The organism is Pseudomonas sp. S3_B11, assembly GCF_054667715.1.
In genome coordinates this window covers 2650127-2675482 of the sequence record NZ_CP162749.1, presented here as the reverse complement: position 1 = coordinate 2675482, position 25356 = coordinate 2650127, and the positions used below count along the sequence as shown (strand labels likewise).

General features: G+C 62.5%; 20 protein-coding genes. 13 read left to right on the top strand and 7 right to left on the bottom strand.

Annotation, left to right across the window (positions count from 1 at the left end; all coding sequences use genetic code 11):
* The first annotated feature begins 6 nt into the window (after positions 1–6).
* From AB4O22_RS12240 to mqo, 8 genes are all read left to right on the top strand, one after another.
* Positions 7–765 carry a quinoprotein dehydrogenase-associated SoxYZ-like carrier gene (locus tag AB4O22_RS12240; protein ID WP_003201450.1) on the top strand — a complete coding sequence of 253 codons (759 nt, stop codon included), beginning with the start codon at positions 7–9 and terminating at the stop codon, positions 763–765.
* 16 nt (positions 766–781) lie between these two features.
* A complete protein-coding gene (locus tag AB4O22_RS12235) occupies positions 782–1720 on the top strand; it encodes a quinoprotein relay system zinc metallohydrolase 1 (protein ID WP_460096387.1) in 939 nt (312 codons plus the stop codon).
* Between the two features lie 137 nt (positions 1721–1857).
* A complete protein-coding gene (locus AB4O22_RS12230) occupies positions 1858–3633 on the top strand; it encodes a PQQ-dependent methanol/ethanol family dehydrogenase (RefSeq protein WP_003201454.1) in 1776 nt (591 codons plus the stop codon).
* Between the two features lie 287 nt (positions 3634–3920).
* A complete protein-coding gene (exaC, locus tag AB4O22_RS12225) occupies positions 3921–5441 on the top strand; it encodes an acetaldehyde dehydrogenase ExaC (protein WP_003201456.1) in 1521 nt (506 codons plus the stop codon).
* Between the two features lie 277 nt (positions 5442–5718).
* On the top strand, positions 5719–5790 hold the full coding sequence (pqqA, locus tag AB4O22_RS12220) for a pyrroloquinoline quinone precursor peptide PqqA (RefSeq protein WP_003243383.1): 72 nt from the start codon (positions 5719–5721) through the stop codon (positions 5788–5790).
* Positions 5791–5923: 133 nt separating this feature from the next.
* Entirely contained in the window at positions 5924–7081 is a 1158-nt protein-coding gene (gene ercA / locus AB4O22_RS12215) for an alcohol dehydrogenase-like regulatory protein ErcA (RefSeq protein ID WP_087945363.1), read from the top strand.
* Complete coding sequence (locus AB4O22_RS12210; protein WP_460096385.1) at positions 7065–8435, top strand: ATP-binding response regulator; 1371 nt, start codon at positions 7065–7067, stop codon at positions 8433–8435. The genes ercA and AB4O22_RS12210 overlap by 17 nt, the downstream gene beginning before the upstream one ends.
* A 365-nt stretch (positions 8436–8800) precedes the next feature.
* Positions 8801–10444 carry a malate dehydrogenase (quinone) gene (gene mqo / locus AB4O22_RS12205; protein WP_460096384.1) on the top strand — a complete coding sequence of 548 codons (1644 nt, stop codon included), beginning with the start codon at positions 8801–8803 and terminating at the stop codon, positions 10442–10444.
* Positions 10445–11547: 1103 nt separating this feature from the next.
* On the opposite strand, the gene AB4O22_RS12200 is transcribed toward mqo, so the two are convergent.
* Genes AB4O22_RS12200 through AB4O22_RS12190 form a run of 3 tightly spaced genes read right to left on the bottom strand, consistent with a single transcriptional unit; the run spans position 11548 to position 14580 of the window.
* Positions 11548–12855: a CitMHS family transporter gene (locus AB4O22_RS12200; protein ID WP_460096383.1), complete on the bottom strand. Its 1308-nt coding sequence runs from the start codon at positions 12853–12855 to the stop codon at positions 11548–11550.
* A gap of 52 nt (positions 12856–12907) precedes the next feature.
* A complete protein-coding gene (locus tag AB4O22_RS12195) occupies positions 12908–13231 on the bottom strand; it encodes an AtuA-related protein (RefSeq protein ID WP_003201468.1) in 324 nt (107 codons plus the stop codon).
* Positions 13231–14580, bottom strand: coding sequence for an acyclic terpene utilization AtuA family protein (locus AB4O22_RS12190; protein WP_460096382.1), 1350 nt, complete (start codon positions 14578–14580; stop codon positions 13231–13233). Before AB4O22_RS12190 ends, AB4O22_RS12195 begins: the two co-directional genes overlap by 1 nt.
* A 113-nt stretch (positions 14581–14693) precedes the next feature.
* Here AB4O22_RS12190 and AB4O22_RS12185 point away from each other — a divergent pair, with 113 nt between their 5' ends.
* Positions 14694–15578 carry a LysR family transcriptional regulator gene (locus AB4O22_RS12185; protein WP_223472817.1) on the top strand — a complete coding sequence of 295 codons (885 nt, stop codon included), beginning with the start codon at positions 14694–14696 and terminating at the stop codon, positions 15576–15578.
* Between the two features lie 122 nt (positions 15579–15700).
* Here the strand turns inward: AB4O22_RS12185 and AB4O22_RS12180 are convergent, their stop codons facing one another.
* The 3 genes from AB4O22_RS12180 to AB4O22_RS12170 all read right to left on the bottom strand — a co-directional run bounded on the left by AB4O22_RS12180 (position 15701) and on the right by AB4O22_RS12170 (position 18992).
* Entirely contained in the window at positions 15701–16552 is an 852-nt protein-coding gene (locus AB4O22_RS12180; protein ID WP_003201475.1) for a CAP domain-containing protein, read from the bottom strand.
* Positions 16553–16746: 194 nt separating this feature from the next.
* Positions 16747–17520: an L-iditol 2-dehydrogenase gene (locus AB4O22_RS12175; protein WP_460096381.1), complete on the bottom strand. Its 774-nt coding sequence runs from the start codon at positions 17518–17520 to the stop codon at positions 16747–16749.
* 158 nt (positions 17521–17678) lie between these two features.
* Positions 17679–18992, bottom strand: coding sequence for an ABC transporter substrate-binding protein (locus AB4O22_RS12170; RefSeq protein WP_223472814.1), 1314 nt, complete (start codon positions 18990–18992; stop codon positions 17679–17681).
* Between the two features lie 273 nt (positions 18993–19265).
* Here AB4O22_RS12170 and AB4O22_RS12165 point away from each other — a divergent pair, with 273 nt between their 5' ends.
* Positions 19266–20168, top strand: coding sequence for a helix-turn-helix domain-containing protein (locus AB4O22_RS12165; protein WP_003201480.1), 903 nt, complete (start codon positions 19266–19268; stop codon positions 20166–20168).
* Positions 20169–20179: 11 nt separating this feature from the next.
* Positions 20180–20809: a hypothetical protein gene (locus AB4O22_RS12160; RefSeq protein WP_223472813.1), complete on the top strand. Its 630-nt coding sequence runs from the start codon at positions 20180–20182 to the stop codon at positions 20807–20809.
* Positions 20810–20960: 151 nt separating this feature from the next.
* Here the strand turns inward: AB4O22_RS12160 and AB4O22_RS12155 are convergent, their stop codons facing one another.
* Positions 20961–22736, bottom strand: coding sequence for a sigma-54-dependent Fis family transcriptional regulator (locus AB4O22_RS12155; protein ID WP_223472812.1), 1776 nt, complete (start codon positions 22734–22736; stop codon positions 20961–20963).
* Positions 22737–23020: 284 nt separating this feature from the next.
* On the opposite strand from AB4O22_RS12155, the gene AB4O22_RS12150 reads away from it, so the two are divergent.
* Both AB4O22_RS12150 and AB4O22_RS12145 read left to right on the top strand, forming a co-directional pair.
* A complete protein-coding gene (locus AB4O22_RS12150) occupies positions 23021–24493 on the top strand; it encodes a benzaldehyde dehydrogenase (RefSeq protein ID WP_223472811.1) in 1473 nt (490 codons plus the stop codon).
* Between the two features lie 69 nt (positions 24494–24562).
* Positions 24563–25330, top strand: a complete 768-nt coding sequence (locus AB4O22_RS12145; protein ID WP_223472810.1) for a coniferyl-alcohol dehydrogenase — start codon at positions 24563–24565, stop codon at positions 25328–25330.
* Positions 25331–25356 lie beyond the last annotated feature (26 nt).

Below are 25356 nucleotides of genomic sequence, written 5' to 3'. Positions count from 1 at the left end.
GCCGGGATGAAATGGGTCATGTGGTGCCTGCTGTGGTGCGGCCTGCCAATGACCGCCTGGGCGGCGGTCGAGCCAGGGAAGGACCCGGTGCCATCGGTGATGTGGGCCTTTTATCACAAGCAATTGCTGGGGGACGCGCCGTTCGTGTTCGATGACCGGGTGCGCCTGCTGGCGCCACCCTTTGCCGAAGACGCCCGCCAGGTGCCACTGGAAATAGATGCCCGGGCCTTCACCGGCGACGTCGTGCGGGTGCTGGCCTGGGCCGAACTGAACCCGTTGCCGAAAATCGTCGACTTCCAACCGGGGGAGCGAGTGCTGCCCTGGCTGTCGATCCGCATTCGCATCGAGCAAGCCACGCCGTTGCGCGCCGCCGTGCAGACCCGCGATGGCTTGTGGCACGTCGGCTCGACGCTGATCGACGCGGCCGGTGGCGGCTGCACCGCGCCCAGCGTGGTGCGCACCCAGCCAGGTTGGGAGGAACACTTGGGCGAGGTACTGGGCGCCCGCTATCCCCGGGGCGATTCGAGCCGCCTGCGCCTGCAGGTGGCTCATCCGATGGATAACGGCCTGGTGAGCGGCATCCCGGAATTTTTCCTCAACCAGGCGCAACTGCTGGACGCCGACGGCCAGGTGCTGGCGCGCCTGGAGCTGTTCCCGGCGGTCAGCGAAAACCCCAACCTGGGCTTCGACATCCGAGGCCCGGGCCAGACCCGCCTGCTGCTGCGCGACAACAGCGGCAATACGTTCGAGGCGGCGATCCCCTGACCACAAGGAGCGCGCCATGCGCTGGTTGTTGCTGATGTTCCTGAGCCTGTGCTGGCCGACGTGGGCCGGGACGGGCTACGCACTCAAGCCCCGGCAGATCGCCGAAGGCACCTGGCTGCTGGAAGGCAGCACCGAGAATTTTGCCAAGGCCAACGGCGGCAACATCGTCAACACCGCGTTCATCGTTACCGATGCCGGCGTGGTGGTGATCGATACCGGGCCGTCGAAGCGCTACGGCGAGGCGCTGCGCCAGGCCATTGCCGCGACCACCGACAAACCGGTGATCCAGGTCCTGCTGACCCATCACCACCCCGACCATGTATTGGGCAACCAAGCCTTCAGCGACGTGCCCATTGGCGCCTTGGCGGGCACCACCGACCTGCTGCGGCAACAGGGTGATGCGCTGGCGGAAAACATGTACCGGCTGGTGGGCGACTGGATGCGCGGCACCGAGGTGGTGTTGCCGACTCGAGAGCTGGCTGCGGGGCCGCTCAGGGTGGGTGACCATTCGTTGCGCTTGCTGCAACTGGCCGGGCACACCGGGGCCGACCTGGCGATCCTCGACGAAACCACCGGCGTGCTGTTTGCCGGCGACCTGGTGTTTTACGAACGCGCCCTGACCACACCCAACAGCCCGGGACTCGAGATCTGGCTCCGGGACCTGGACACCTTGCAGGCCTTGCCCTGGAAGCAGATCGTGCCCGGCCACGGCCCGGTCGCGACCGACGCCCGGCCCTTTGCACAGATGCGCGACTACCTGGGCTGGCTCGACCAACTGATGCGCGATGGCGCGGCGCGGGGCGACGACATGGCCGAGATGATCCGCAGCCCCATTCCCGAGCGCTTTGCCGGGATCAGCCTGAGTCGCTATGAGTTGATTCGCAGCGTCAGTCATCTCTATCCGCGCTATGAGCGGGCGGGGATGAAGCGGGTGGATGCCCACGACCCTGACTGAACGCACTCCTCTATGTGTACCAAGGAACTAGAAAACTCAACACAGCGGGCAATTGTTGGCAACGGCTCCGAGCCCAAGAATCTGTGGCAGACCGGGAAAAATTCCCGGGTATAACAATAACCGCAGAGGTAGCCGTCATGAGTCATCCCGCACGTCGCCAACCCTTCGCCGTGAGCCTGCTGCTCAGTGCCATGCTGCTGTCCGGTTCGGCCCTTGCAGCCGTGACCGATCAGGAAATTCTCCAGGACCCGAAAAACCCGCAACAGATCGTGACCAACGGCCTGGGTGTCCAGGGCCAGCGCTACAGCCCGCTCGATACCCTCAATGTCGATAACGTGAAGGACCTGCGACCGGTCTGGGCGTTCTCCTTCGGCGGCGAAAAGCAGCGTGGCCAGCAAGCCCAGCCGATGATCAAGGACGGTGTGATGTACCTCACCGGTTCCTACTCTCGGGTATTCGCAGTGGATGCGCGCACCGGCAAGAAGCTGTGGCAATACGATGCGCGCCTGCCCGATGACATCCGTCCTTGCTGCGACGTGATCAACCGTGGCGTAGCGTTGTACGGCGACCTGGTGTTCTTCGGCACCCTCGACGCCAAGCTGGTGGCCTTGAACAAGGACACCGGCAAAGTGGTGTGGAGCAAGAAGGTGGCCGACCACAAGGAAGGCTACTCCATCAGCGCCGCGCCGCTGGTCATCAACGGCAAGCTGATCACCGGCGTGGCCGGGGGCGAGTTCGGCGTGGTTGGCCAGATCAGCGCCTACGACCCGAAGAACGGTGACCTGCTGTGGACCCGCCCAACCGTGGAAGGCCACATGGGCTACGTCTACAAGGACGGCAAAGCCATCGAGAATGGTATTTCCGGCGGCGAGGCGGGCAAGACCTGGCCGGGTGATCTCTGGAAAACCGGCGGTGCCGCGCCTTGGCTGGGCGGCTACTACGATCCGGAAACCAACCTGTTGCTGTTCGGCACCGGCAACCCGGCGCCCTGGAACTCCCACCTGCGTCCTGGCGACAACCTCTATTCGTCGTCGCGCCTGGCCCTGAACCCGGACGATGGCAGCATCAAATGGCACTTCCAGAGCACGCCTCACGACGGCTGGGATTATGACGGCGTCAATGAACTGATCTCGTTCAACTACAAGGAAGGTGGCAAGGACATCAAGGCGGCGGCGACCGCGGACCGTAACGGCTTCTTCTACGTGCTCGACCGCACCAACGGCAAGTTCATCCGCGGCTTCCCGTTTGTCGACAAGATCACCTGGGCCACTGGCCTGGACAAGGATGGGCGGCCGATCTACAACGAGGCCAGTCGTCCGGGCGCGCCGGGCAGCGAAGCCAAAGGCAGTTCGGTGTTTGTCGCACCGGCCTTCCTCGGCGCAAAAAACTGGATGCCGATGGCGTATAACCAGGACACCGGGTTGTTCTACGTACCGTCCAACGAGTGGGGCATGGACATCTGGAACGAAGGCATCGCCTACAAGAAAGGCGCGGCGTTCCTCGGAGCCGGTTTCACCATCAAGCCGCTGAACGAGGATTACATCGGCGTGCTGCGGGCCATCGACCCCAAGACCGGCAAGGAAGTCTGGCGCCACAAGAACTACGCGCCGCTGTGGGGCGGGGTCCTGACCACCAAGGGCAACCTGGTGTTCACCGGTACGCCTGAAGGGTTCCTGCAGGCATTCAACGCCAAGACCGGGGAAAAGGTCTGGGAATTCCAGACCGGCTCCGGCGTGCTCGGCTCGCCCATCACCTGGGAAATGGACGGCGAGCAATACGTCTCCGTGGTCTCCGGCTGGGGCGGCGCGGTGCCGCTGTGGGGCGGCGAGGTGGCCAAGCGCGTGAAGGACTTCAACCAGGGCGGCATGCTCTGGACCTTCAAGTTGCCGAAGGACTTGGTGGTCAAGCGCTGAGCCAACTCTGGCAAATGCAGAACCTGTGGAAAATGTAGCACCTGTGGGAGCGAGCTTGCTCGCGATAGCGGTCGATCAGTCACCCCTCCATGCTGGATGTGCCGACCTCATCGCGAGCAAGCTCGCTCCCACAAAAAAGCCCGGGTCAACCTCAGATCGCGGCAAAACCTACGACCAAATAACGAGAGTCCCCCCTGCCAACGACGCATTCGTCCGGCAGGCGGGGCTCTCTACCATCGGCCTATCGCCTGTCCTGTGACAGGCATCGACCAGGCAGAGGCCCCATCATGATCTATGCACAACCCGGAACCCCAGGCGCCGTCGTTTCCTTCAAGCCGCGCTATGGCAACTTCATCGGCGGCGAATTCGTCGCGCCGGTCAACGGCGAATACTTCACGAACACGTCCCCGGTCAATGGCGAAGTCATTGCCGAATTCCCACGCTCCAGCGCCGCCGACATCGACAAGGCCCTGGATGCCGCCCATGCCGCAGCCGATGCCTGGGGCAAGACCTCGGTGCAGGACCGTTCCCTGGTGCTGTTGAAAATCGCCGACCGTATCGAGCAGAACCTGGAAATCCTCGCCGTCAGCGAAACCTGGGACAACGGCAAGGCCGTGCGCGAAACCCTCAATGCCGACGTGCCGCTGGCGGCCGACCATTTCCGTTATTTCGCCGGCTGCATCCGCGCCCAAGAGGGTGGGGCGGCCGAGATCAACGAACTGACCACGGCCTATCATTTCCACGAGCCGCTGGGCGTGGTCGGGCAGATCATCCCGTGGAACTTCCCGCTGCTGATGGCCGCCTGGAAACTCGCCCCGGCCCTGGCTGCCGGTAACTGCGTCGTGCTCAAGCCGGCTGAACAGACGCCGCTGTCGATCATGGTCTTCATCGAGCTGGTCGCTGACCTGCTGCCGCCAGGGGTGTTGAACATCGTCCATGGTTTCGGTCGCGAAGCCGGTGAAGCCCTGGCCACCAGCAAGCGCATCGCCAAGATCGCCTTCACCGGTTCCACTCCGGTGGGCTCGCACATCATGAAATGCGCCGCCGAGAACATCATCCCGTCCACCGTGGAACTGGGTGGCAAGTCGCCGAACATCTTCTTCGAAGACATCATGCAGGCCGAGCCGGCCTTCATCGAGAAAGCCGCCGAAGGCCTGGTGCTGGCGTTCTTCAACCAGGGCGAAGTCTGCACCTGCCCGTCCCGGGCGCTGGTGCAGGAGTCGATCTACGAATCGTTCATGGCCGTAGTCATGAAGAAGATCGCCAAGATCAAGCGCGGCGACCCGCTGGACACCGAGACCATGGTTGGCGCCCAGGCCTCCGAGCAGCAGTACGACAAGATCCTCTCGTACCTTGAAATTGCCCAGCAAGAGGGCGCCGAGCTGCTCACCGGCGGTGCTGCCGAGCGACTCGAGGGGGATTTGTCGAGCGGCTATTACATCCAGCCGACCCTGCTCAAGGGCCACAACAAAATGCGTGTGTTCCAGGAAGAAATCTTCGGCCCGGTAGTGGGTGTGACCACCTTCAAGGACGAAGCCGAAGCCCTGGCCATTGCCAACGACACCGAGTTCGGCCTCGGCGCCGGCCTGTGGACTCGCGACATCAACCGCGCCTACCGCATGGGCCGGGCGATCAAGGCCGGTCGCGTGTGGACCAACTGCTACCACCTGTACCCGGCGCACGCCGCGTTCGGTGGCTACAAGAAGTCCGGCGTGGGGCGTGAAACCCACAAAATGATGCTCGACCACTACCAGCAGACCAAGAACCTGCTGGTGAGCTACGACATCAATCCGTTGGGATTCTTCTAACCCGATAACACAGCACGACACCCTGTGGGAGCGAGCTTGCTGTGGAGCAAGGCTTGCTGTGGGAGCAAGGCTTGCCCGCGATACAGGCGACTCGGTCTCCGGTCAGGCCGAGGCGACTAATCGCGAGCAAGCTTTGCTCCCACAATGGGTTTTGTAGCTCTCCTGAATTGCTACCAACGCACCCCACCCACCGCTTCGAAAGTAGCATTCGAGCCCCGGGCGCGGCGTGCATTAATGACCTTGCCGGAATCGCCCGGTACAAGAAGAGGAAAGACCCATGTGGACTAAACCCGCGTACACCGACCTGCGTATTGGCTTTGAAGTGACGATGTACTTCGCCAACCGATGAGTGCCGGCCCGGCCTGACGCGTTCAGGCCGGGCTCACCATTTGGTCTGATTGCAATCACGGTGGGATGCTTTAGGCTCAGGGTATCCCAATACAATAAGAACAGGCTTACCGATGAGCCACGTACCTGAAAAGATGAGTCTCAGCCCGCTGCGCAAGTTCGTTTCACCTGAAATCATGTTCGGCGCCGGTTGTCGGCACAATGTTGGCAACTATGCCAAGACGTTCGGCGCACGCAAGGTGCTGATCGTCACCGATCCCGGCGTGATCGCTGCCGGGTGGGTGGCCGATGTCGAAGCCAGCCTCCAGGCCCAGGCCATTGATTACTGTCTCTACAGCGCCGTCTCGCCCAACCCCCGGGTCGAGGAAGTGATGCTCGGTGCCGACGTGTACCGGGAAAACCATTGCGACGTCATCGTTGCGATTGGCGGCGGCAGCCCGATGGACTGCGGCAAGGCCATCGGCATTGTCGTCGCCCATGGTCGCAGCATCCTCGAATTCGAGGGTGTCGACATGCTGAACATGCCCAGCCCACCCTTGATCTTGATTCCCACCACTGCCGGCACCTCGGCCGATGTGTCGCAGTTCGTGATCATTTCCAACCAGCAAGAACGCATGAAGTTTTCCATCGTCAGCAAGGCGGCGGTACCGGACGTGTCGCTGATCGACCCGGAAACCACCCTGAGCATGGACCCGTTCCTGTCGGCTTGTACCGGCATCGACGCCCTGGTTCACGCCATCGAGGCGTTTGTGTCCACCGGTCATGGCCCGTTGACCGACCCTCATGCGCTGGAAGCGATGCGCCTGATCAACGGCAACCTGGTGCAGATGATCGCCAACCCGGCGGACATCGCCCTGCGGGAAAAAATCATGCTGGGCAGCATGCAGGCCGGGCTGGCGTTCTCCAACGCAATCCTCGGCGCGGTGCACGCGATGTCCCACAGCCTGGGCGGTTTCCTCGATTTGCCCCATGGCTTGTGCAACGCGGTACTGGTGGAGCACGTGGTGGCGTTCAACTACAACTCGGCGCCGGACCGTTTCAAGGTGATTGCCGAGACGCTGGGCATCGACTGCCGGGGGCTCAACCACCGCCAGATCCGCACTCGGCTGGTGGAACACCTGATTGCCCTCAAGCACACCATCGGTTTCCACGAGACCCTGGGCCTGCACGGTGTGAGCACCTCGGACATTCCGTTCCTGTCGCAGCATGCGATGCACGACCCGTGCATCCTCACCAATCCTCGGGAGTCGAGCCAACGGGATGTCGAGGTCGTTTATGGCGAAGCCCTCTGACGAGCAGCAGAAAGCCCTGGAAGGGCTGCTGGGGCTGGGCAATCACTCGACGCGCAAGAGCCACTACCCAGAACTGGCGGCGCGTCTGGATGAGCTGGAGTTGGCCCGGCAATACTTGCAACAGCTCAACAACCAGTTGGAGCAGCGGGTGTCCGAGCGCACCGATGCGCTGCTGGAGGCCAACCGTAACCTGCAACAACAGATCGCCCAGCGCGAGCTGATTGAGCAGCAGTTGCGCGACGCGCGCGACGCCGCACAGGCGGCCAACCGCAGCAAAGATAAATACCTGGCAGCGGCCAGTCACGACTTGTTGCAACCGCTCAACGCCGCCCGCCTGTTGATTTCCACGTTGCGCGAACGCCAACTGCCCACCGCCGAACATGTGCTGGTTGAGCGTACCCACCAGGCCCTGGAAGGCGCGGAAGATCTGCTCACAGACCTGCTGGACATTTCCCGTTTGGACCAGGCGGAGGTCAGGCCCGACCTGGCTCCGTATCGACTGGATGAGTTACTGGCGCCGCTGGTGTCGGAATTCCAATCGGTGGCAGGCGCTGTCGGGCTGGAGCTGCGGGTGCGGTTTGGCGATGAAGCCGTGCTGACTGACCTGCGATTGATGACCCGCATTCTGCGCAACCTGCTCAGCAACGCCTGCCGCTACACCGACAAGGGCGGTGTTCTCTTGGCTGCACGGCGTCGGGGCGGGCGGTTGAGCCTGGAAGTCTGGGACACCGGTCGCGGCATTGCCGCCGACTGCTTGGAGTCGATATTCCTGGAGTTCAATCAACTGGACGTCGGACGGGCGGCGGACCGCAAAGGCGTGGGCCTGGGGCTGGCGATTGTCGAACGTATCGCCCGTATCCTTGGCTACCGGGTCCAAGTGCGTTCCCGTCCGGGGCGTGGCTCGGTGTTCAGCATCGAGGTGCCACTGTCAGCCGAAAAACCGCTGCCCATTGCTCAAATGCCCATACAGGCGGTCGCCGGCAACCCGCTGCCGGGGCGGCGTTTGTTGGTGATCGACAATGAACTGAGCATCTTGCAAAGCATGGCGGCGTTGTTGGGGCAGTGGGGCTGCGAAGTCCTGACCGCCACCGACGAAGCGGGCGCCCTTGATGTGCTGCAAGGGCGTGCGCCGGAGCTGATCCTGGCGGATTTCCACCTGGATCACGGGGTCGTGGGGTGTGAAGTGGTCAAGCACCTGCGCGAGCATTTCCACCAGGCGATCCCGGCGGTGATCATCACCGCCGACCGCAGCGACCAGTGCCGCCGCGCCTTGCGCAAGCTGGATGCGCCGCTGCTCAACAAGCCGGTCAAGCCTGGCAAGTTGCGGGCGGTGTTGAGTCAGATGCTTGGATAGGTCAATCGGTCCCGAGAGCCAGCAAAATGCCGTCATTTGGTCGGCGTTTTTGCCAGGAATGTAAAAAGACGCTTCGGTCTGTTTATTTCCTTATGTAAACTCCCCCCCCCGCTGCGACAATCGGGCACGGCCACGTCTGGCCCGATGAACACCGTTTGCAGCGTCCCTCACCCCAGCTGAAGCCAAGACCTACAAGAAGTCAGCGCCGGAGAGACATAAACGAGAGGCCGACGTATTGCTCGGCCCTGTAGGTCCATCCTCCGGTCCTTCTCGATAGCCGCCCTGCTGGTGTTGCCGGCCATGGACGTGGTCTATCCTTGATCAGGACAGGTGGACGGAATGGCGTTCATCCTAGGGATACACACATGTTGAAGAAAACACACACGGCGCTACTGGGCCTGGCGATGGCGATGGGTCTTGCGACCACGCACGCCGCCGAGCCAAAAAAAGTGGATGTCTTGCTCATTGGTGGGGGCATCATGAGCTCGACACTCGGCGTCTGGCTCAATGAGCTGGAGCCGGGCTGGACCATGGAAATGGTCGAGCGCCTGGACGGTGTTGCCGAAGAGAGCTCCAACGGCTGGAACAATGCCGGTACCGGTCACTCTGCGCTGGCCGAGCTGAACTACACGCCGGAAGACAAGAACGGCAAGGTCGATATCTCCAAGGCCATCGAAATCAACGAAGCCTTCCAGATTTCCCGTCAGTTCTGGTCCTGGCAGGTCAAGAACGGCGTGTTGAAGAACCCGCGTTCGTTCATCAACTCCACGCCGCACATGAGCTTTTTGTGGGGCGACGAGAACATCGCGTTCCTGAAGAAGCGCTACGAAGCCCTCCAGGCCAGCCCGTTGTTCGCCGGCATGCAGTATTCCGAAGATCGCGAGCAGATCAGCAAGTGGGTGCCGCTGATGATGCAAGGGCGTGACCCGAGCCAGAAAGTCGCGGCCACCTGGAGTCCACTGGGCACCGACGTGAATTTCGGCGAAATCACACGCCAATTCGCGGCTTATCTGCAAACCAAGCCGAACTTCTCCCTCAAGCTGTCCAGCGAAGTGGAAGACATCACCCGCAACGAAGACGGCACCTGGCGCGTTTCGTACAAGAACCTGAAAGACGGTACCGAAACCGAGACCGACGCCAAGTTCGTGTTCATCGGCGCAGGCGGTGGTGCCCTGCACCTGCTGCAGAAGTCCGACATCCCGGAAGCGCGTGAATACGCAGGTTTCCCGGTGGGTGGTTCGTTCCTGGTCACCGAAAACCCGACCGTCGCCCAGCTGCACCTGGCCAAGGCCTACGGCAAGGCTTCGGTGGGCGCACCGCCGATGTCGGTTCCGCACCTGGACACCCGCGTGCTTGATGGCAAGCGCGTGATCCTGTTTGGCCCGTTCGCAACCTTCTCCACCAAGTTCCTGAAGAACGGTTCGTACTTCGACCTGCTGACCAGCACCACCACTCACAACGTGTGGCCGATGACCAAGGTTGGTATCGAACAGTACCCACTGGTCGAGTACCTGGCCGGTCAACTGATGCTGTCGGATGAAGATCGCTTCAACGCCCTGAAAGAGTACTTCCCGGAGGCCAAGCAGGAAGACTGGCGCCTGTGGCAGGCTGGCCAGCGCGTGCAGATCATCAAGCGTGACGAAGAGAAGGGCGGCGTGCTGAAACTCGGCACCGAAGTGGTCGCGTCCCAGGACGGCAGCATCGCCGGCCTGCTGGGTGCCTCGCCAGGCGCCTCGACTGCCGCACCGATCATGCTGACCGTGCTTGAGAAGGTCTTCAAGGACAAGGTCGCCAGCCCGGCCTGGCAGGAAAAACTGCACCAGATCGTGCCGAGCTACGGCACCAAGCTCAACGATAGCCCTGAGCGTGTAGCCCAGGAATGGGCTTACACCAGCGACGTCCTGCAACTGGACCCGCCACCGGCAATCGGCAAGCCAGGCACCACCGCGGCACCGGCCAAGCCGGGGGCTCCCCGTGAGGCCAACCCAGCGGCTGACATGGCGCTGTAAGCCGGACGCTGTCTGGTGAGGTACAAGAACGCTGCGCATTGAGCGTAATGCTGTTCACTTAAGGATACGGCGCTTTTTCCGAGGTAGGGGAAGGCGCCGTTTTCTTTGGTGTTGGTGTTGGGTTGGATTGGGTACATATCCTTTGCTGCGGTAACGGCTGCTTAGGGTTCCGCCCTGACGGCGGGTCACTTTTGAAAAGCCCGGAAGCCGGCCCAGTCAAAAGTAACCAAAACGCTCTTGCCCCACCACTCGGTGCCTCGCTTAGGCTCGGCATACCCTCACTCCGGCATTGCTCCGTGGGCCGCCGCGAAGGGCCATCCATGGCCCCGCGCGGCTACCTCGGCATCCATGCCGAGGTGCCCACTGCGCAATGCCTGTGTTCGGCCATCGTGGTTAACGGGGCGCCGCAGATCAAGATCAAGATCAAGATCAAGATCAAAAGCGAGGCGGCCTGGCAGCCGGTCTGGTTCTCCCGGCCATACACCCGTCTGATCTGTGGGAGCAAAGCTTGCTCGCGAGGCGGCCTGGCAGCCGGCCTATCTCTCCGGCCGTACCCGATCTTATTGTGGGAGCGAGCTTGCTCGCGATAGCGGTGTGTCAGTCAATATTTGAATTGAATGATGAATTGCAATCGCGAGCAAGCTCGCTCCCACAGGAGAAGTTCCCACAGGAGAAACGCGGTCTCACCAAGAGCCAGGTCGGCTGTTAGGCCGCCTCGCGGTGAACGTTGATCTCGGCGCCCCGTTAACCACGCTGGCCGAACGCAGGTATTGCGCAGTGGGCATCCCGGCATGGATGCCGGGATAGCCGCGCGGGGCCATGGATGGCCCTTCGCGGCGGGCCCACGGAGCAATGCCGGAGTGAGGGCACACCGAGCCTAGGCGAGGTGCCAAGTGGTGGGGCTGAAGCGTTTTGGTTACTTTTGACTGGGCCGGCTTCCGGGCTTCTCAAAAGTGACCCGCCGTAAGGGCGGAACCCTAAGCCGCCGTTACCGCAACAACGGATATACACACCGCCCCCAAGGGTAATCGCCCCCAAACGCTTGAGGCAGCAGTACCTGGGCCTCATCAAACGCATCCATCAGCGCCACATTCACCGCTTGCTCACACCTGTACCGCTCCAGTCATCACGGCGAAGCCGAGCATCACCAGGCTGACGCCCCAGGCCCAGAAGAACGTATAGGCGATGTGCTTGCGAAGCTCTACGCCGGACAACGCCAGCGCGAGGTACACGCTGGGCACCACCGGGCTGATGGAGAATCCAGTGTTCTCACCGATCAGCATGGCCCGGGCCACGGCCTCGAGGGGGACACCCGCGGCAGCGGCCACGTCCCTGATCACCGGCAGCAGGGCGAAATAGTAGGCGTCCGGTGAGAAGATCATCCCCAGGGGGACGCCGAAGAAACCGACGATCACATGCAGGTATTGGGCAGAACCGGCTGGCATGATATCGATCAGTGCCAATGCCATGCCGTCGGACATCTTCGCGCCGGAGAGCACGCCCAACAGGACGGCGGCGGCCATCATCACCAGGACCATTTGCAGCGCATCGGCCGCATGGGCCTTGAGGCGTTCGGCCTGGGCGTCCAGGGACGGGAAGTTCAAGGGCAGGGCGATGCCCAATCCCACCATGAAACACGCATACAAGGGAAAAATGCCGGTGAACAGGCACGCCAGGATCCCACCGGTCAGCGCCACGTTCAGCCAGTAACGCAGCTCCCGGGGGGAGAGGGCGAATTCACGGTCCAGGGGTTGCAGGCTGTCCATGTCACAGGTTGCAGCCGCGCCCAGCGACATCGGTTGGCGACGCTGGGCGCGCAAGCCCAACACTGTCGCGACAACGAGCATGCACGTCAGGCCCACCATCTGCACCGGCAGCAAGCCTAGCCACAGTTGGGTGGCATCCAGCCCCGACACTGCGGCAGCGCGTGCGGTCGTTCCGCCCCAAGGGACCATATTGATCACGCCGGCCGTGGTGCCAACCAGGCACAGCAACATCGCCGGGCTCATGTTCAGGCGCTTATACAAGGGCAGCAGGGCCGGGATGGTCAGCAAGAACGTGGCGGCGCCGACGCCGTCGAGATGGACCACTGACGTCACCAAAACCGTCACCAGTGCCACGGCCAGCGGCTTGCCGCCTGTGCTGCGGATCAGCAGGTTGACCAATGGATCGAACAAGCCCCGGTCACGCATGATGCCGAAAAACAGGATGGCAAACAGAAACAGTGCTGCGGTCGGGGCCACCGTGATCAGGCCGGCCTTGATGAATTCGCCGATCTGGCCGAGATTGAAGCCGGCTAGCAGGCAAACGATCACGGGAAGGGTAGTGAACGCCACCACCGGACTGATCCTGCGTAGCAATATCAATCCGATGATGGCGAGCATCATCAGGAAACCCAGGGTTGTAATCATGTTGCAGCCTCTCTTTTTTATTGTTGTCGAAGGTTCGTGGGCGGTGAGTCGATCAGCCTTGCGGTCCGGGCAGGCGCAACGCCAGAAGCAGGTAACTCAGGCTCTTGCCATGGCGATCCAGACCGCAACTGCGATTCACACCGCCCTCCAGGGCGTCCTCGAGCACGAAATTCAGTGCATTCAGGTTCGGCAGTTCATAGCGATGCACCTTGGAGGGTTGTCGCGTCGCGAATTGCTCGGCCACTCGGGCGCAGGTCAATTCCCGTAGCAGCCACGGATAGTGGGCCGGATCGTGGGGAAACAGGGCGATGCTGAGAATGTTGCCTTTGTCGCCAGCACGGGCATGGGCATAGTCGGCTAGGGTGACCAGGTTCATCAGTACCACTCCAGGGTTGTATGGATTTCATCTCGCGGCAGCAGGAAACTGCGGGTGGTAACGGTCTCGGCGAGGTGTCGCCGGACGCCACCGCCGCCCGCCGGCCCGTTGGTGTAGAGCGACTCGACCTCTGCCAGCAGGGCCTCCACCAGCCGTCGGTCGGTGTGAGTCAGGCCGATGCGCACGCGCACATCCTCCAGGGCGGGCGCCTGGGCCAGTTGCTGTTGCAGATAACGACCGCCCTGGTCGTTGAAGAGGCTGGCGACCCCGGACAGGTCGATCCAGGGCTGGACCCCGGGTGCCAACTGGTCGAAGCGCTGCAGCAGGATTTCCCGCGCCAGCGCGGCACGCGCCACGGCGCCGGGGCCTGCGTAGGATATTTCCGCCTCGCCGAACCAGAGGCCGCGCACACCCGCCAGACCCTTGAGCGTGTCGGGACGCGGGTGACCCAGCAGGCCCCTGATTTCAACACGGTCATCGCCCAAGTCCTGTACACGGGCCTGGCCCAGGTCCAGCACCACGTCCGGCGTCAGATAGCGTCGAGGGTCGTGTACTTCGTAAAGGAGTTGTTCCTTGACGGTCTGTTCGCTGACCCGTCCGCCGCAGTTGCGGGTTTTGCCGATGATCAGGCGGCCATCCTGATGGATCTCAGCAATGGGGCAGCCGAGATTGGCCGGGTCCGGAATGTCTTTCATTCCAGGATGGGCAAAATAGCCCCCCGTGACCTGGGTGCAGCACTCCAGCAGATGGCCTGCGGTGGTGGCGATGGCCATTTTCTGCCAATCGTCGGCCGACCAACCCAACCCATGGCGGATCGCCCCCACGGCCAGCGACGGATCCGCGACCCGGCCACACAGCACGATGCCAGCGCCCTCGGCCAACGCCTGGGCGATTCCGTCGGCCCCGGTGTAGACGTTCACCGACACGGGGTGCTCCAAGGGCTCCGAGGACAGCCATCGTTCGTAACGGGGCGGTGTTTCTTCCAACAGATCATCACCCAGCACGCAGGCGATTTTCAGTGCAGGGAAGCGGCCTGCCAGCGTCTGGCGCAACCGTTGCGCGGCCGCCCTGGGATTGGCGGCGCCGCCATTGGTGATGATCGGGATGCCGGCCTCGATGCACACGTCCAGCATGGGCTCGAGGAAATCGAACAGACGCGCGGAGTATCCCGCCTGCGGGTCCAGGCGCTTGCGTAGCTGCGCCTCGGCCAGGGTCCGTTCAGCCAGCAGTTCCAGCATGATGTAGCGCTGGCCGCTGCGTTGTGCCAGGTCCTGGGCCAGGCGCATGGCGGCGTCGGGTCGATCATTGGCGAAACCGGCACCGCAGCCGACGAGAATTGTTTTTGTCATGTCGCTTTCCACTGAGGGGTAGCACTGAGGGGTGGCCCCATAGTGGAGAGACTGGATTATTCTGTGAATTTTAAAGATACAATCAATTGATTCATTAATCTTATGAGTGGGTCATGAACGTTTCTTTTCGTCAGCTTCGTGCCTTCATCCTTATTGCCGAGACTTCGAGCTTTACCCGCACAGCCGAACAGTTGCACCTGTCCCAGCCGGCGCTGAGCTATAGCATCCGCAAACTGGAAGAGAGCATGGGGCTGCAGTTGCTCGCGCGTAATACCCGCAGCGTCGAGCTGACCCCGGCCGGTGAGCATTTTCTGCCCCAGGCCCGGCGCATGCTCCGGGACATGAACGACGCCGTGCGCGACGCTCGTGACACCCTGAGCCTGAGCCGTGGCACGCTCCGGCTGGCGGCCTTGCCCACCGCTGCGGCGTCATTCCTGCCGATCGCCATTGCTTCTTTCCAGCATGAAAACCCTGGCGTGACGGTGAGCTTGTTGGACGGTCGCGCCGGGGAAATCATGGGCTGGGTGCAGCGAGGAGAGGTGGATGCCGGCATCAGTTCGTTGCCTGACGATCTGTCCGGACTGAGCTTTGTGCGCCTGTTGGATGACAACCTGGTGTTACTGAGCCACAAGGACCCGCAGCGTGACGGCCAGGACGACTGGAAGCGGCAACCCTATATTGCCCTCACGCCTGACACCAGCATCCGGCCCCTGGCTGACGCTGCGTTACGCTATTTGAACGTTGACCCTGTGCCGGCCTGGGAAGTGGCGCACATGAGCACGGCCACGGCCCTGGTTCGCGAAGGATTGGGATTTTCTCTGTTGCCGGCCAGTTGCACGGCAGTGTTCAACATCGGTGAGCAGTGTGCTGTCACCGCCATCGACCAGCCGGCGAAGCGCTCGATCGGCCTGTTGCAGCGCAAGCCGGTGGCCCAATCACCTTCGTTGAGCCAGTTCATGCAGCATTTGCGACAGGTGCTGCTCAGCCACGGACACTGAGGTTGATCGAGCAATGGCTATCGCGAGCAAGCTCGCTCCCACATTGGCTGGTGGTGGAACTTGATTGCACGGCCACCACAACGCCCCCTGTGGGAGCGAGCTTGCTCGCGATGGTGTCAGTACTACTGGGTACCAAACATCGCCGTCCAATAGATCCCTGCATCGCTTTTCGGATCGGTCGCATACCCGGCGCCCAATTCGCGGAACTGTGGGTTCATCAGGTTGGCGCAGTGCCCTGGGCTGGCCAGCCAGCCGTCCACCACCTTGAGCGCGGTGTCTTGTCCGGCGGCGATGTTTTCGCCGATCAACTGGCCCAGATAACCAGCCAGTTCGGCGCGGTCGCCCGGCATGCGGTTGTCGCGGTCCTTGTGGTCGAAGAAATTGTTGTTGGCCATGGCCCGGGTGTGGGTCACGGCGGCCAGGGCCAAGGTGGCGTTCCAGGCCAGAGGTGTGGTGGCGGCGAAGGTTTCGGTGCCACAGCGACGCGGCTGGGTGCGGGCACTGTTGATCAGTTTCAGCAGCTTCTGGCCCTCGGCTTGCCAGTCACCCAGGCGCGCCGACAACAGTGGGCGCGCCAGCACGATGCGCCATTCGCGGTCCAGGCGGCTGACGCCGATGTCGACGAACTGCGGGTCGAGTACTACCTGGCAGAAGCTTTCCTGGACCGCTTTCATGGCCGATTGCGCATCGCGCGGCCCGGACAGGCTGATGGCCTGCACGTTGACCATTGGATAGGCCGCCCGCGCCAGCGCCTGCTGCAGGTCGCCGATGCCATTGGCCGACAGGATCAGCCGGGAATCCATCGCCAGCGGTGGCAACTCCAGCGAGGCCTGGCCGGCACAGCTTTGGGACTGGCTGCGGTAAAGGTTGATGGACTCGACCAGTTGCGTCTCTTCGGTGGCCGCGGCACTGGTGGCGAACACCAGGCCCAGCGACAGCACGACAAGACCCACGACGGATGAAATGGCACGCATGTAAATCTCCCTTGAGCGGACGGCGCCTATGATGCGCAATTTTTGCCCCGCTGGGGCAACGGTATTCACGCTCTTTTGAAATCCCTTGGAACGGCACCGTTGGGTAGCGTTCGGGATAATCCTCAAATAGTGGGATCAACTTTCAGGCGAATAAGTCCATTTCCGTCGTTTCAAGGCCATAAAATCGCAGATTATCAGCTCATCCAGTTCCCCCCATCGACGTTATAGGTCTGCGCCACCACGTACTCGCTTTCCGCCGAGGCGAGGAAAATCGCCATCCCGGTGAGGTCCTCCGCAGTCCCCATCCGGCCATAGGGCACCTGTTGCCCGACCTGGCGCTTCTTTTCCCCCAGGGGCAGGTTTTCGTGGCGGGCGAACAGCGCATCCACGCCATCCCAATGCTCGCCATCCACCACGCCGGGGGCGATGGCGTTGACGTTGATCCGATGCTTGATCAGATCCAGTCCGGCGGACTGGGTCAGGCTGATCACCGCTGCCTTGGTGGCGCAATAGACACCGACCAGCGCTTCGCCACGCCGACCGGCCTGGCTGGCCATGTTGATGATCCGGCCGCCATGGCCCTGGCGGATCATCTGCCGCGCCGCCGCCTGCAGGGTGAACAGCGTGCCGGCGACGTTGATGGAAAACAGCCGCTCGTAGCTCTGGCGGGTGATTTCCACGATGGGTGCCAGGTCGAACAGCGCGGCGTTGTTGATCAGGATATCCAGCTTGCCCACCTGGGCCACCACGGCCTCGACGGCCTGGTCGATCGAAGCCTGGTCCGTCACGTCCATTTTGACCGCGTAGGCACTATCACCCAGTTCGGCGGCGGTAGCCTGGGCCCGCTCCAGGTCGATATCGGCGATCGCCACTGTGGCGCCCTCGTTGATATAGGCCTGGGCGAACGTCCTGCCGATGCCACGGGCGGCACCGGTCACCAGGGCACTTTTTCCTTCCAGTCGTTTCATGGGGTTGTCCTTTTCGAAGTACAAAAAAAAACTGTGGGAGCAAGGCTTGCCCGCGATGAAGCAAATGCGGTCTCTCAGAAATCGAGGTGCCTGTATCGCGAGCAAGCTTTGCTCCCACAGCGGGGCAAACCTTCTAGCCTCGGGGAAGGTACCAATCGTTATTTCTTGGGATACCCGGCCCGCTTCATCTCCCGCTCGGTACTCGATTGCGCCGAGGCCAATGCCTGTTCCACCGTGATCTGCCCGGTGAGGGCGGCGGTAAACAGCTTGCCGACGGAAGTGCCGATGGCCTGGAACTCTGGAATCGTCACGTACTGGATGCCCACGTACGGCACCGGTTTGGCGGTGGGGTGGGCCGGGTCGGCGTTCTGCATCATTTTCAAGGTGATCCGGGCGAACGGAGCGGCGTTCAGGTAGGCGTCGCTGTAGGTGGACATGCGCGTGCCGGGCGGGACATTGCTGATGCCGTCCTGCCTGGCGACCAACTGGATGTAGTCCTTGGACGTGGCCCAGGCCACGAACGCCTTGGCGGCGTCCTTGTGCCGGGAGCTGGTGGGAATCGCCAGTGACCAGGCATACAACCAGGAAGCACCTTTATGGGTCACTTCGATGGGGGCGGCAGCGAAGCCCACACGGTCGGCGACCTTGCTTTGGCTGGTGTCGGTGATGAAGGAGCCCGCGACGCTGGCATCGACCCAGATCGCACATTTACCGCTGTTGAACAGCGCCAGGGTTTCGTTGAACCCGTTGCTGGTCAGGCCCGGCGGGCCGTACTTCTTCAGCGTATCGACGTAGAACTGCGCGGCGGCCTTCCATTGCGGGCTGTCGAACTGCGGTTTCCATTGTTCATCGAACCAACGGGCGCCGAAGGTGTTGGCCAGGGTGCTGAGCAGCGCCATGTTCTCGCCCCAACCGGCCTTGCCCCGCAGACACAGGCCGTACTGGCCCTGGTCAGGTTGGTGCAACTTGGCAGCGAATTCACCGAGCTGGCTCCAGGTCGGTTGCTCGGGCATGCTCAGGCCGGCCTGTTTGAACAGGTCCGTGCGGTAATAGGTGACGGTGCTTTCGCCGTAAAAGGGCAGGGCGTAAAGCGTGTCATTGACCGAGAGGCCTTGGCGAACGGCAGGAAAAATGTCCTCCAGGTCATACTCGGCGGGCAGGTTGGTCATCGGTTCGAGCCAGTGCTTGGCCCCCCACAGCGGGGTTTCGTAGGTGCCGATGGTCAGCACGTCGAACTGCCCGCCCTGGGTTGCGATGTCAGTGGTCAGGCGCTGGCGCAGGACATTCTCTTCGAGTACCACCCAGTTCAACTTGATGTCCGGGTGCTCGCTCTCGAAGGTTTTCGAGAGTTTTTGCATGCGGATCATGTCGGCGTTGTTCACCGTGGCGATGGTGAGGGTCTCGGCGGCCTGTCCGGCCAGGGCAAAAGACAATCCCGCGAACATGACAAGCACCTTGGGCACTGTTTTCATGAGCTTCTCCAGAGCTGCGCCTGGGCGCAGAATTATTATTGTTGTGGGGGCCGTGGCGTCGGGCTGAGCGGTTCGTCGCCAATGGCAAGCCGATTACAGCAGCGCCTGTGGAGGCCGACAAACGCAGGGAGGATCGTGCGCTGATACTTTTTTAACGCCCTTGAGCGCGACAGGGCCGGGTTAAAAAAGTATCAGTGGGCGGTCAGACCGAGGCTGGCGAACCGCTGCGCACTCGGCGTAAGGTGCCCGCTATAACGATAAAAGAGGCGCGACATGCCTGATCACCGAACGCCGCTGTTCGAGCAGCGACCAGCCGAACTGGAAGTCATCCTGCCTGAGCCCGAACACAGTTTTCGCTGGTACGAGCATGACTACCCGTACCCGATGGCGCGTTGGAACCATCACCCTGAATTTGAAATCCACCTGATCCGCCAGGGCAGCGGCAAACTGCTGGCGGGCGACTACATCGGCCCGTTTGGCCCAGGCCATGTGGCGATGATTGGCCCGGACTTGCCCCACGACTGGATGGGCGATCTGGCGCCGGGCGAGCACCTGCCTGGGCGTGACGTGGTCTTGCAATTCGACGGTGCCACGCTGCTGACCTTGCGCCGAACCCTGCCCGAACTGGGCGATCTGCAGGGCCTGTTCGAACGCGCCCGCCGTGGCCTGACCTTCGACGGCAACACCGCGCGGCGGGCCGCGCACCTGCTGGAAGCCATCGGCCCGGCCCAGGGACTGGCGCGGTTGGCGCTGTTCCTGGAACTGCTGCACACCCTCAACCAAGCCCCTGGCGACGAGGCCTTGAGCCTGGCGAGCCCTTGCTACGCGCCGACCCTCGATGCGCGCAGCTCCGAGCGCATCCATAGAGCCTTCGAATACCTGCAAGCCGAACTCACTGGCGACCTGCGCCTGTCGGTGATCGCTCGTCAATTGGACATGAGCGAGCCGGGCTTCTCACGGTTCTTCAAGCGCATCACCGGGCACGGCTTCATTGACCTGATGCGCAAGCTGCGGGTCCAGCGCGCCTGTCGCTTGCTGTTGCAGAGCGAAATGCCCGTGACCGATATCTGTTTTGAAGTGGGCTACAACAACTTGTCCAACTTCAACCGGCACTTTCGGATAGAGATGAACCAGACCCCCAGCGAGTACCGGCGGGGCGCTTTTCCCCTCGCTTGATGGAGACTGTCATGTTGCGCATCGTGGAACAGCAAGCCAGCGCATCCCTGCGCCAGCGGATGGAAAAGGCCGGTTGTGCCTTCGATTTCCTGGTGCTTGTGCCCGAGGCGAGTGATGCCGCTGATGAGGTGCTTCATCGTCAGGCTGTGGACCTGTTGTTCCAGCACCTCAAGGCTCAATGGCTGGAGCGTCATCGCCAACTGACTCTGGACCCGCGCTATACCGAGGCTGCGCCCCCCACCATGGATTGGGATTTGAGCAAGGCCGTCGCCAAGCCGCTGAACCGGGACGAACGGGCTCGACTCATGCGGAGCGACCAAGATGATCAGCACACTTATGCCTTGTACGCGGCCTTCTGCGACCCGCCCTATGGCACCCGTTTCAGCGACGACACCCCGCAGGCGCTGTTCAGCGAATGGCTCGACCTGCTTGGGCTCGAGGACGGTACCGATGGGGTGGTGTTGAGCTGGGTCGATAACTTCAACCTCAACTGGACGGCCAGCGACGAGTACGATCCGGCACGGGCCTCCTGGAGCGATTATTTCGACGATGGCCTGGAGTGGTGGGGCGTCTGGTGCCTGAGCATCTGGAACCCCAAGCGCCGAACGCTTGCCGTACTGGCGGCGAGCACGACGGATTGAGTTGCAGAGCTTGCAGCTCCGCAGAAACCAATGTGGGAGCGAGCTTGCTCGCGATGGCGTCAACCCAGCCAGCATCAATGTCAGCTGACCCACCGCCATCGCGAGCAAGCTCGCTCCCACAGGGGAATTATGGTGATCCCAGGTTCGGGGTTTAGTCCGCGACACCTCGTTGATGCTTCTTCAACCGATAGGCGAACTGTGCCCGGCTCAGTCCCAATGAGCGTGCGGCCGCTGCCAGGTTGCCGCTGCTCAGTTGCAGGGCTTCGTTGATCAGCCGTGATTCCAGGCCGTCAATGGAGAAGTCCGAGTCCAGTTGGCTGAGGGACTGGAGCAGGGCCGGTTTTTCCGCGGCGTCGTTGGCGGCCAGGCCCATCGGCGAGAGACCGCCGTGCAGGTCCACGGAGTACGCATCCACGGGAAGTTGCTCATTGCGAAACAGATGGACCAGGTCAATCGCCTGGCCTTCTTCGCTGGCGATCAGGCCGCGCTCGATGAGGTTCTGCAATTCCCGCACGTTGCCCGGGAAGTCATAGCGCAACAGCACCTTCAAGGCACGCATGGTCAGGCCCATCGGGGTGCGGCCGTACTCCTGGCAAAAGCGCTTGAGGAAAGCATTGATCAGCAACGGGATGTCATCGCGACGCTCGCGCAAGGGCGGCAGGGCGATGGGGTAGACGTTGAGCCGGTAGAACAGGTCTTCACGGAACGCGCCTTCCGCCACGGCCTTGCGCAGGTCGATGTTGGTGGCCGCCACGACCCGCACATCGACCTTGATGCCGTGGCCACCACCGATCCGTTCAATCTCCCGCTCCTGCAAGGCGCGCAGCAACTTGCTTTGCCCGGCCAGGCTCAGGCAGGTGATCTCATCCAGGAACAACGTGCCGCCATGGGCTCGCTCGAAACGACCGGGGCGTGAATGGGTGGCCCCGGTATAGGCACCGCGTTCAACGCCAAACAGTTCGGCCTCGATCAGGTTGTCGGGGATGGCCGCGCAGTTGAGGGCGATGAACGGACCATCGCGTCGGCGACTCAGTTGGTGCAACTGACGGGCGAACATCTCCTTGCCGACGCCGGATTCGCCGCTGACCAGCACGGTGGCGGGGGTCAAGGCCACCCGCTGCAAGGCCTGGGTCGCGGCGTTGAAGGCGGCGCTGGCACCGATCAGCGGCTGTTCGCTGTCCGGCAGTGGGGCGGTGCCGGCAACACTGTCGGACTGGCTGTCGGTGCGCGCGACGACCGCTGGCGGTGAGGCATTGAGGTAATTGAGGTCCTGCTCGACATCGCCCCATTGCTCGGCGGTCTTGCCGACGACTCGGCAGCGTTCGTGCCCCATGCCTCGACATTCCACTTCGCGGAAAATCACCAGTTGCCCGAACAGCCCGCTGACGAAACCGATGGCATAGCCCAGTTCGGTCCAGCACACCGGATCCTGCCCGGTGCCATAGGCGGCGACATGCTCGTCGGCCTCACAGGAGTGATGCCAGAGAAATTCCCCTTCATAGAACCCCGAATCAGCATCGAACTTGAAGTGCAGCGGCTCGACCTTGGTCATGCCTTCAAGGGTGTGCAGATGCGTGCCGGCACGAAATACCGCTGCGGCATCGGCGTGGGGCCAGCGTTCGCGAATCAGCCGGGCGTCCCGGGCGCCGGAGGAATAGCCGGTGCGGGTGAGCATGCCACGGGCCTGTTCCAGCCCCTGGCGTTCGATGATTTCCCGGCGCAACGCACCGAAGGATGAACTGTGCAGCAGCAACATGCGTTGGTCGTTGAGCCAGATACGACCGTCGTCGGGGGAGAAAAACAGACACGCGGTGAGTTCTGCCGTCGTGGGCGAGCTGCTGTCGGTCAGCTCGTTGCTGTCACCCCGTGGGCGGAAGTGCTCGGTGGCGATCCGGTGATCCGGCAACTGGCAGTGGGGATTATTCATTGTTATGCCCCTGATGGCGGGTGATCGAAATGATCATCTGGCGAGATAGTTATTAAGCATAACTTTATCAAATGAACAAGCGGCAGCTGGCCAACGGCCACGTCGGCAGGTGCTTCATCAGTCCTGCATTCGATGCAGACCATTGATCCAGAGCCCTGCGCCAGGTTTATCAAGGTCTGCGGGCAAAACCGGCACAGCGCTTGCTCAGGCACTAGCACGGCGTTTGCGTCGATACCTTCCAGGTGCGGCAAACGATGACAACAACAAAGAGCCGGGAGTGTTAAATGTCTGCATCCAAAAGCCACCTGTTGTCCCAGGTGATCGAGTCGGAATGTGTCTTCAACGGTGACTGGGTGCCTGCGTCGGGTCTGCTGCAATGGATCATTGAACCGGCCACCGGTGAGCGGTTGATGCGCTGTGCCACGGCCGACTCCGCCGACATCGCCAAGGCCAGTCGCGACGCAGCCCTGGCGCAGCCGGGGTGGGCGGCGCTGGGCCCGCGGCAACGCGCGGCGATCTTCCGCAAGGCCGCCGACGTGGCTGAGCAGTCCTTCGATGAACTGGCGCTGTACGTGGCCCGGGAGACCGGCGCCGCGCTGTTCAAGGGCCAACACGAAGTACGCGAAGCCATCGTGCTGTTGCATCAGGCCGCGGGCCTGCTGTCCCAGGCCCATGGGGTGGTCCTGCCCAGCGAGGCGGGGCGCCTGTCCTACGCGCGGCGCCAGCCCCATGGCGTGGTCGGGGTGATTTCGCCCTTCAATTTTCCCCTGGTGTTGTCCATGCGCTCCGTTGCGCCAGCCCTGGCGGCGGGCAATGCGGTGGTGCTCAAGCCGGATCCGCAGACCCCGGTGAGCGGCGGTTTCCTCATCGCCCGGTTGTTCGAGGTGGCAGGGCTGCCCAAGGGCTTGTTGCAAGTGTTGCCCGGCGCGGCGGATGCCGGTGAGGCGCTGTGCCGCGACCCCAACGTGCGCATGATCGCCTTTACCGGTTCCACCGGCGCCGGTCGCAAGGTCGCTGAAGTGGCCGGGCGCAACCTGAAGAAGGTCGCACTGGAGTTGGGCGGCAAGAACCCGCTGATCATTCTTGAAGACGCCGATCTCGACCTCGCCGCTCGCAACGCGGCCTGGGGCGCCTGGCTGCATCAAGGGCAGATTTGCATGGCCACCGGGTTGATCCTCGCCCATGAATCCATCGCCGAAGAACTGACCCGCAAACTGGTGGAAAAGGCCCGGGCCTTGACCGTCGGCAACGCCGCCCAGGGCGAGGCCGCGTTGGGGCCGCTGATCAATCAGCGCCAGCTGAAACGGGTGCACGACATCGTCAGCGACTCCGTGCGCGCCGGCGCCCGGCTGGAGGCAGGCGGCGAGCACGATCGACTGTTCTACCAGGCCACCGTGCTCAGCGGCGTGAAACCGGGCATGCGGGCCTTCGACGAGGAGGTCTTCGGGCCCGTGGCAACGGTGGTCAGCTTCGCCACCGATGATGAAGCCGTCGAGTTGGCCAACCGCACCGAATACGGTTTGGCGGCGGCGATCATTTCGCCGTCGGTGGGCCGGGCCATGGCCATCGGTGAGCGGTTGCAGTGCGGCATGTTGCACATCAATGACCAGACCGTCGCCGATGAGTGCATCAACCCGTTCGGCGGGCGCGGCGCCTCGGGCAATGGCGGTAGCGTCGGCGGCCCGGCGGACTGGGACGAATACACGCAATGGCAGTGGGTGACGGTCAAGGACCAGGCGCCGGTCTACCCCTTCTGACAGGCAGGTTTACAGGGCCCGATGAGCTGAGGGCCCTGCGAGTACACAAAAATAATAAGAGGACTCAACATGAAACTCGACAACAAGATTGTGCTGGTCACCGGTGTCTCGTCAGGCATTGGTGCTGCCACGGCAAGCCTGCTGCGCACTCATGGCGCCCAAGTGATTGGCGTCGACCTCAAGGCGCCGCACATGACCCTGGACGGTTTTGTGCAGGGCGATTTGAGTAGCGCCGAAAACATCGAACGGCTGCTGCCGCAGCTGCCCGCACGGCTCGACAGCCTGTGCAACATCGCCGGGGTGCCGGGCACTGCCAACCCGCAACTGCTGGCGCGGGTCAACTACCTTGGGTTGCGCCACTTGAGCCGTGCGCTGCTGCCGCGCATCAACGCTGGCGGCAGCATCGTCAATATCGCCTCGATCCTCGGCGCCGAATGGCCGTTGCGCCTGGAACAGCACAAGGCGCTGGCGCGCATCGAAGATTTTGCCGTCGCGCAAGCCTGGCTGGCCGACCACCGGGTGCCGGACCAGACCTGCTACCAGTACTTCAAGGAAGCCTTGATCGTCTGGACCTACCTGCAGGCCCAACCCTGGTTTCTTGAGCATTCGGTGCGCATGAACAGTGTTGCACCGGGCCCGGTGTTCACGCCCATCCTCGACGACTTCGTGAGCATGCTCGGCGAGGCCCGGACCCAGGCCGATGCCCATCGCATGAAACGTCCCGCTTACGCCGATGAGGTGGCGGCGGTGATCGCTTTCCTGTGTGCCGACGAGTCGCGCTGGATCAACGGCGTCAACCTGCCGGTCGATGGTGGATTGGCCTCCACCTACATCTGAATGCGCATCCGTACAACGCGGCGCAA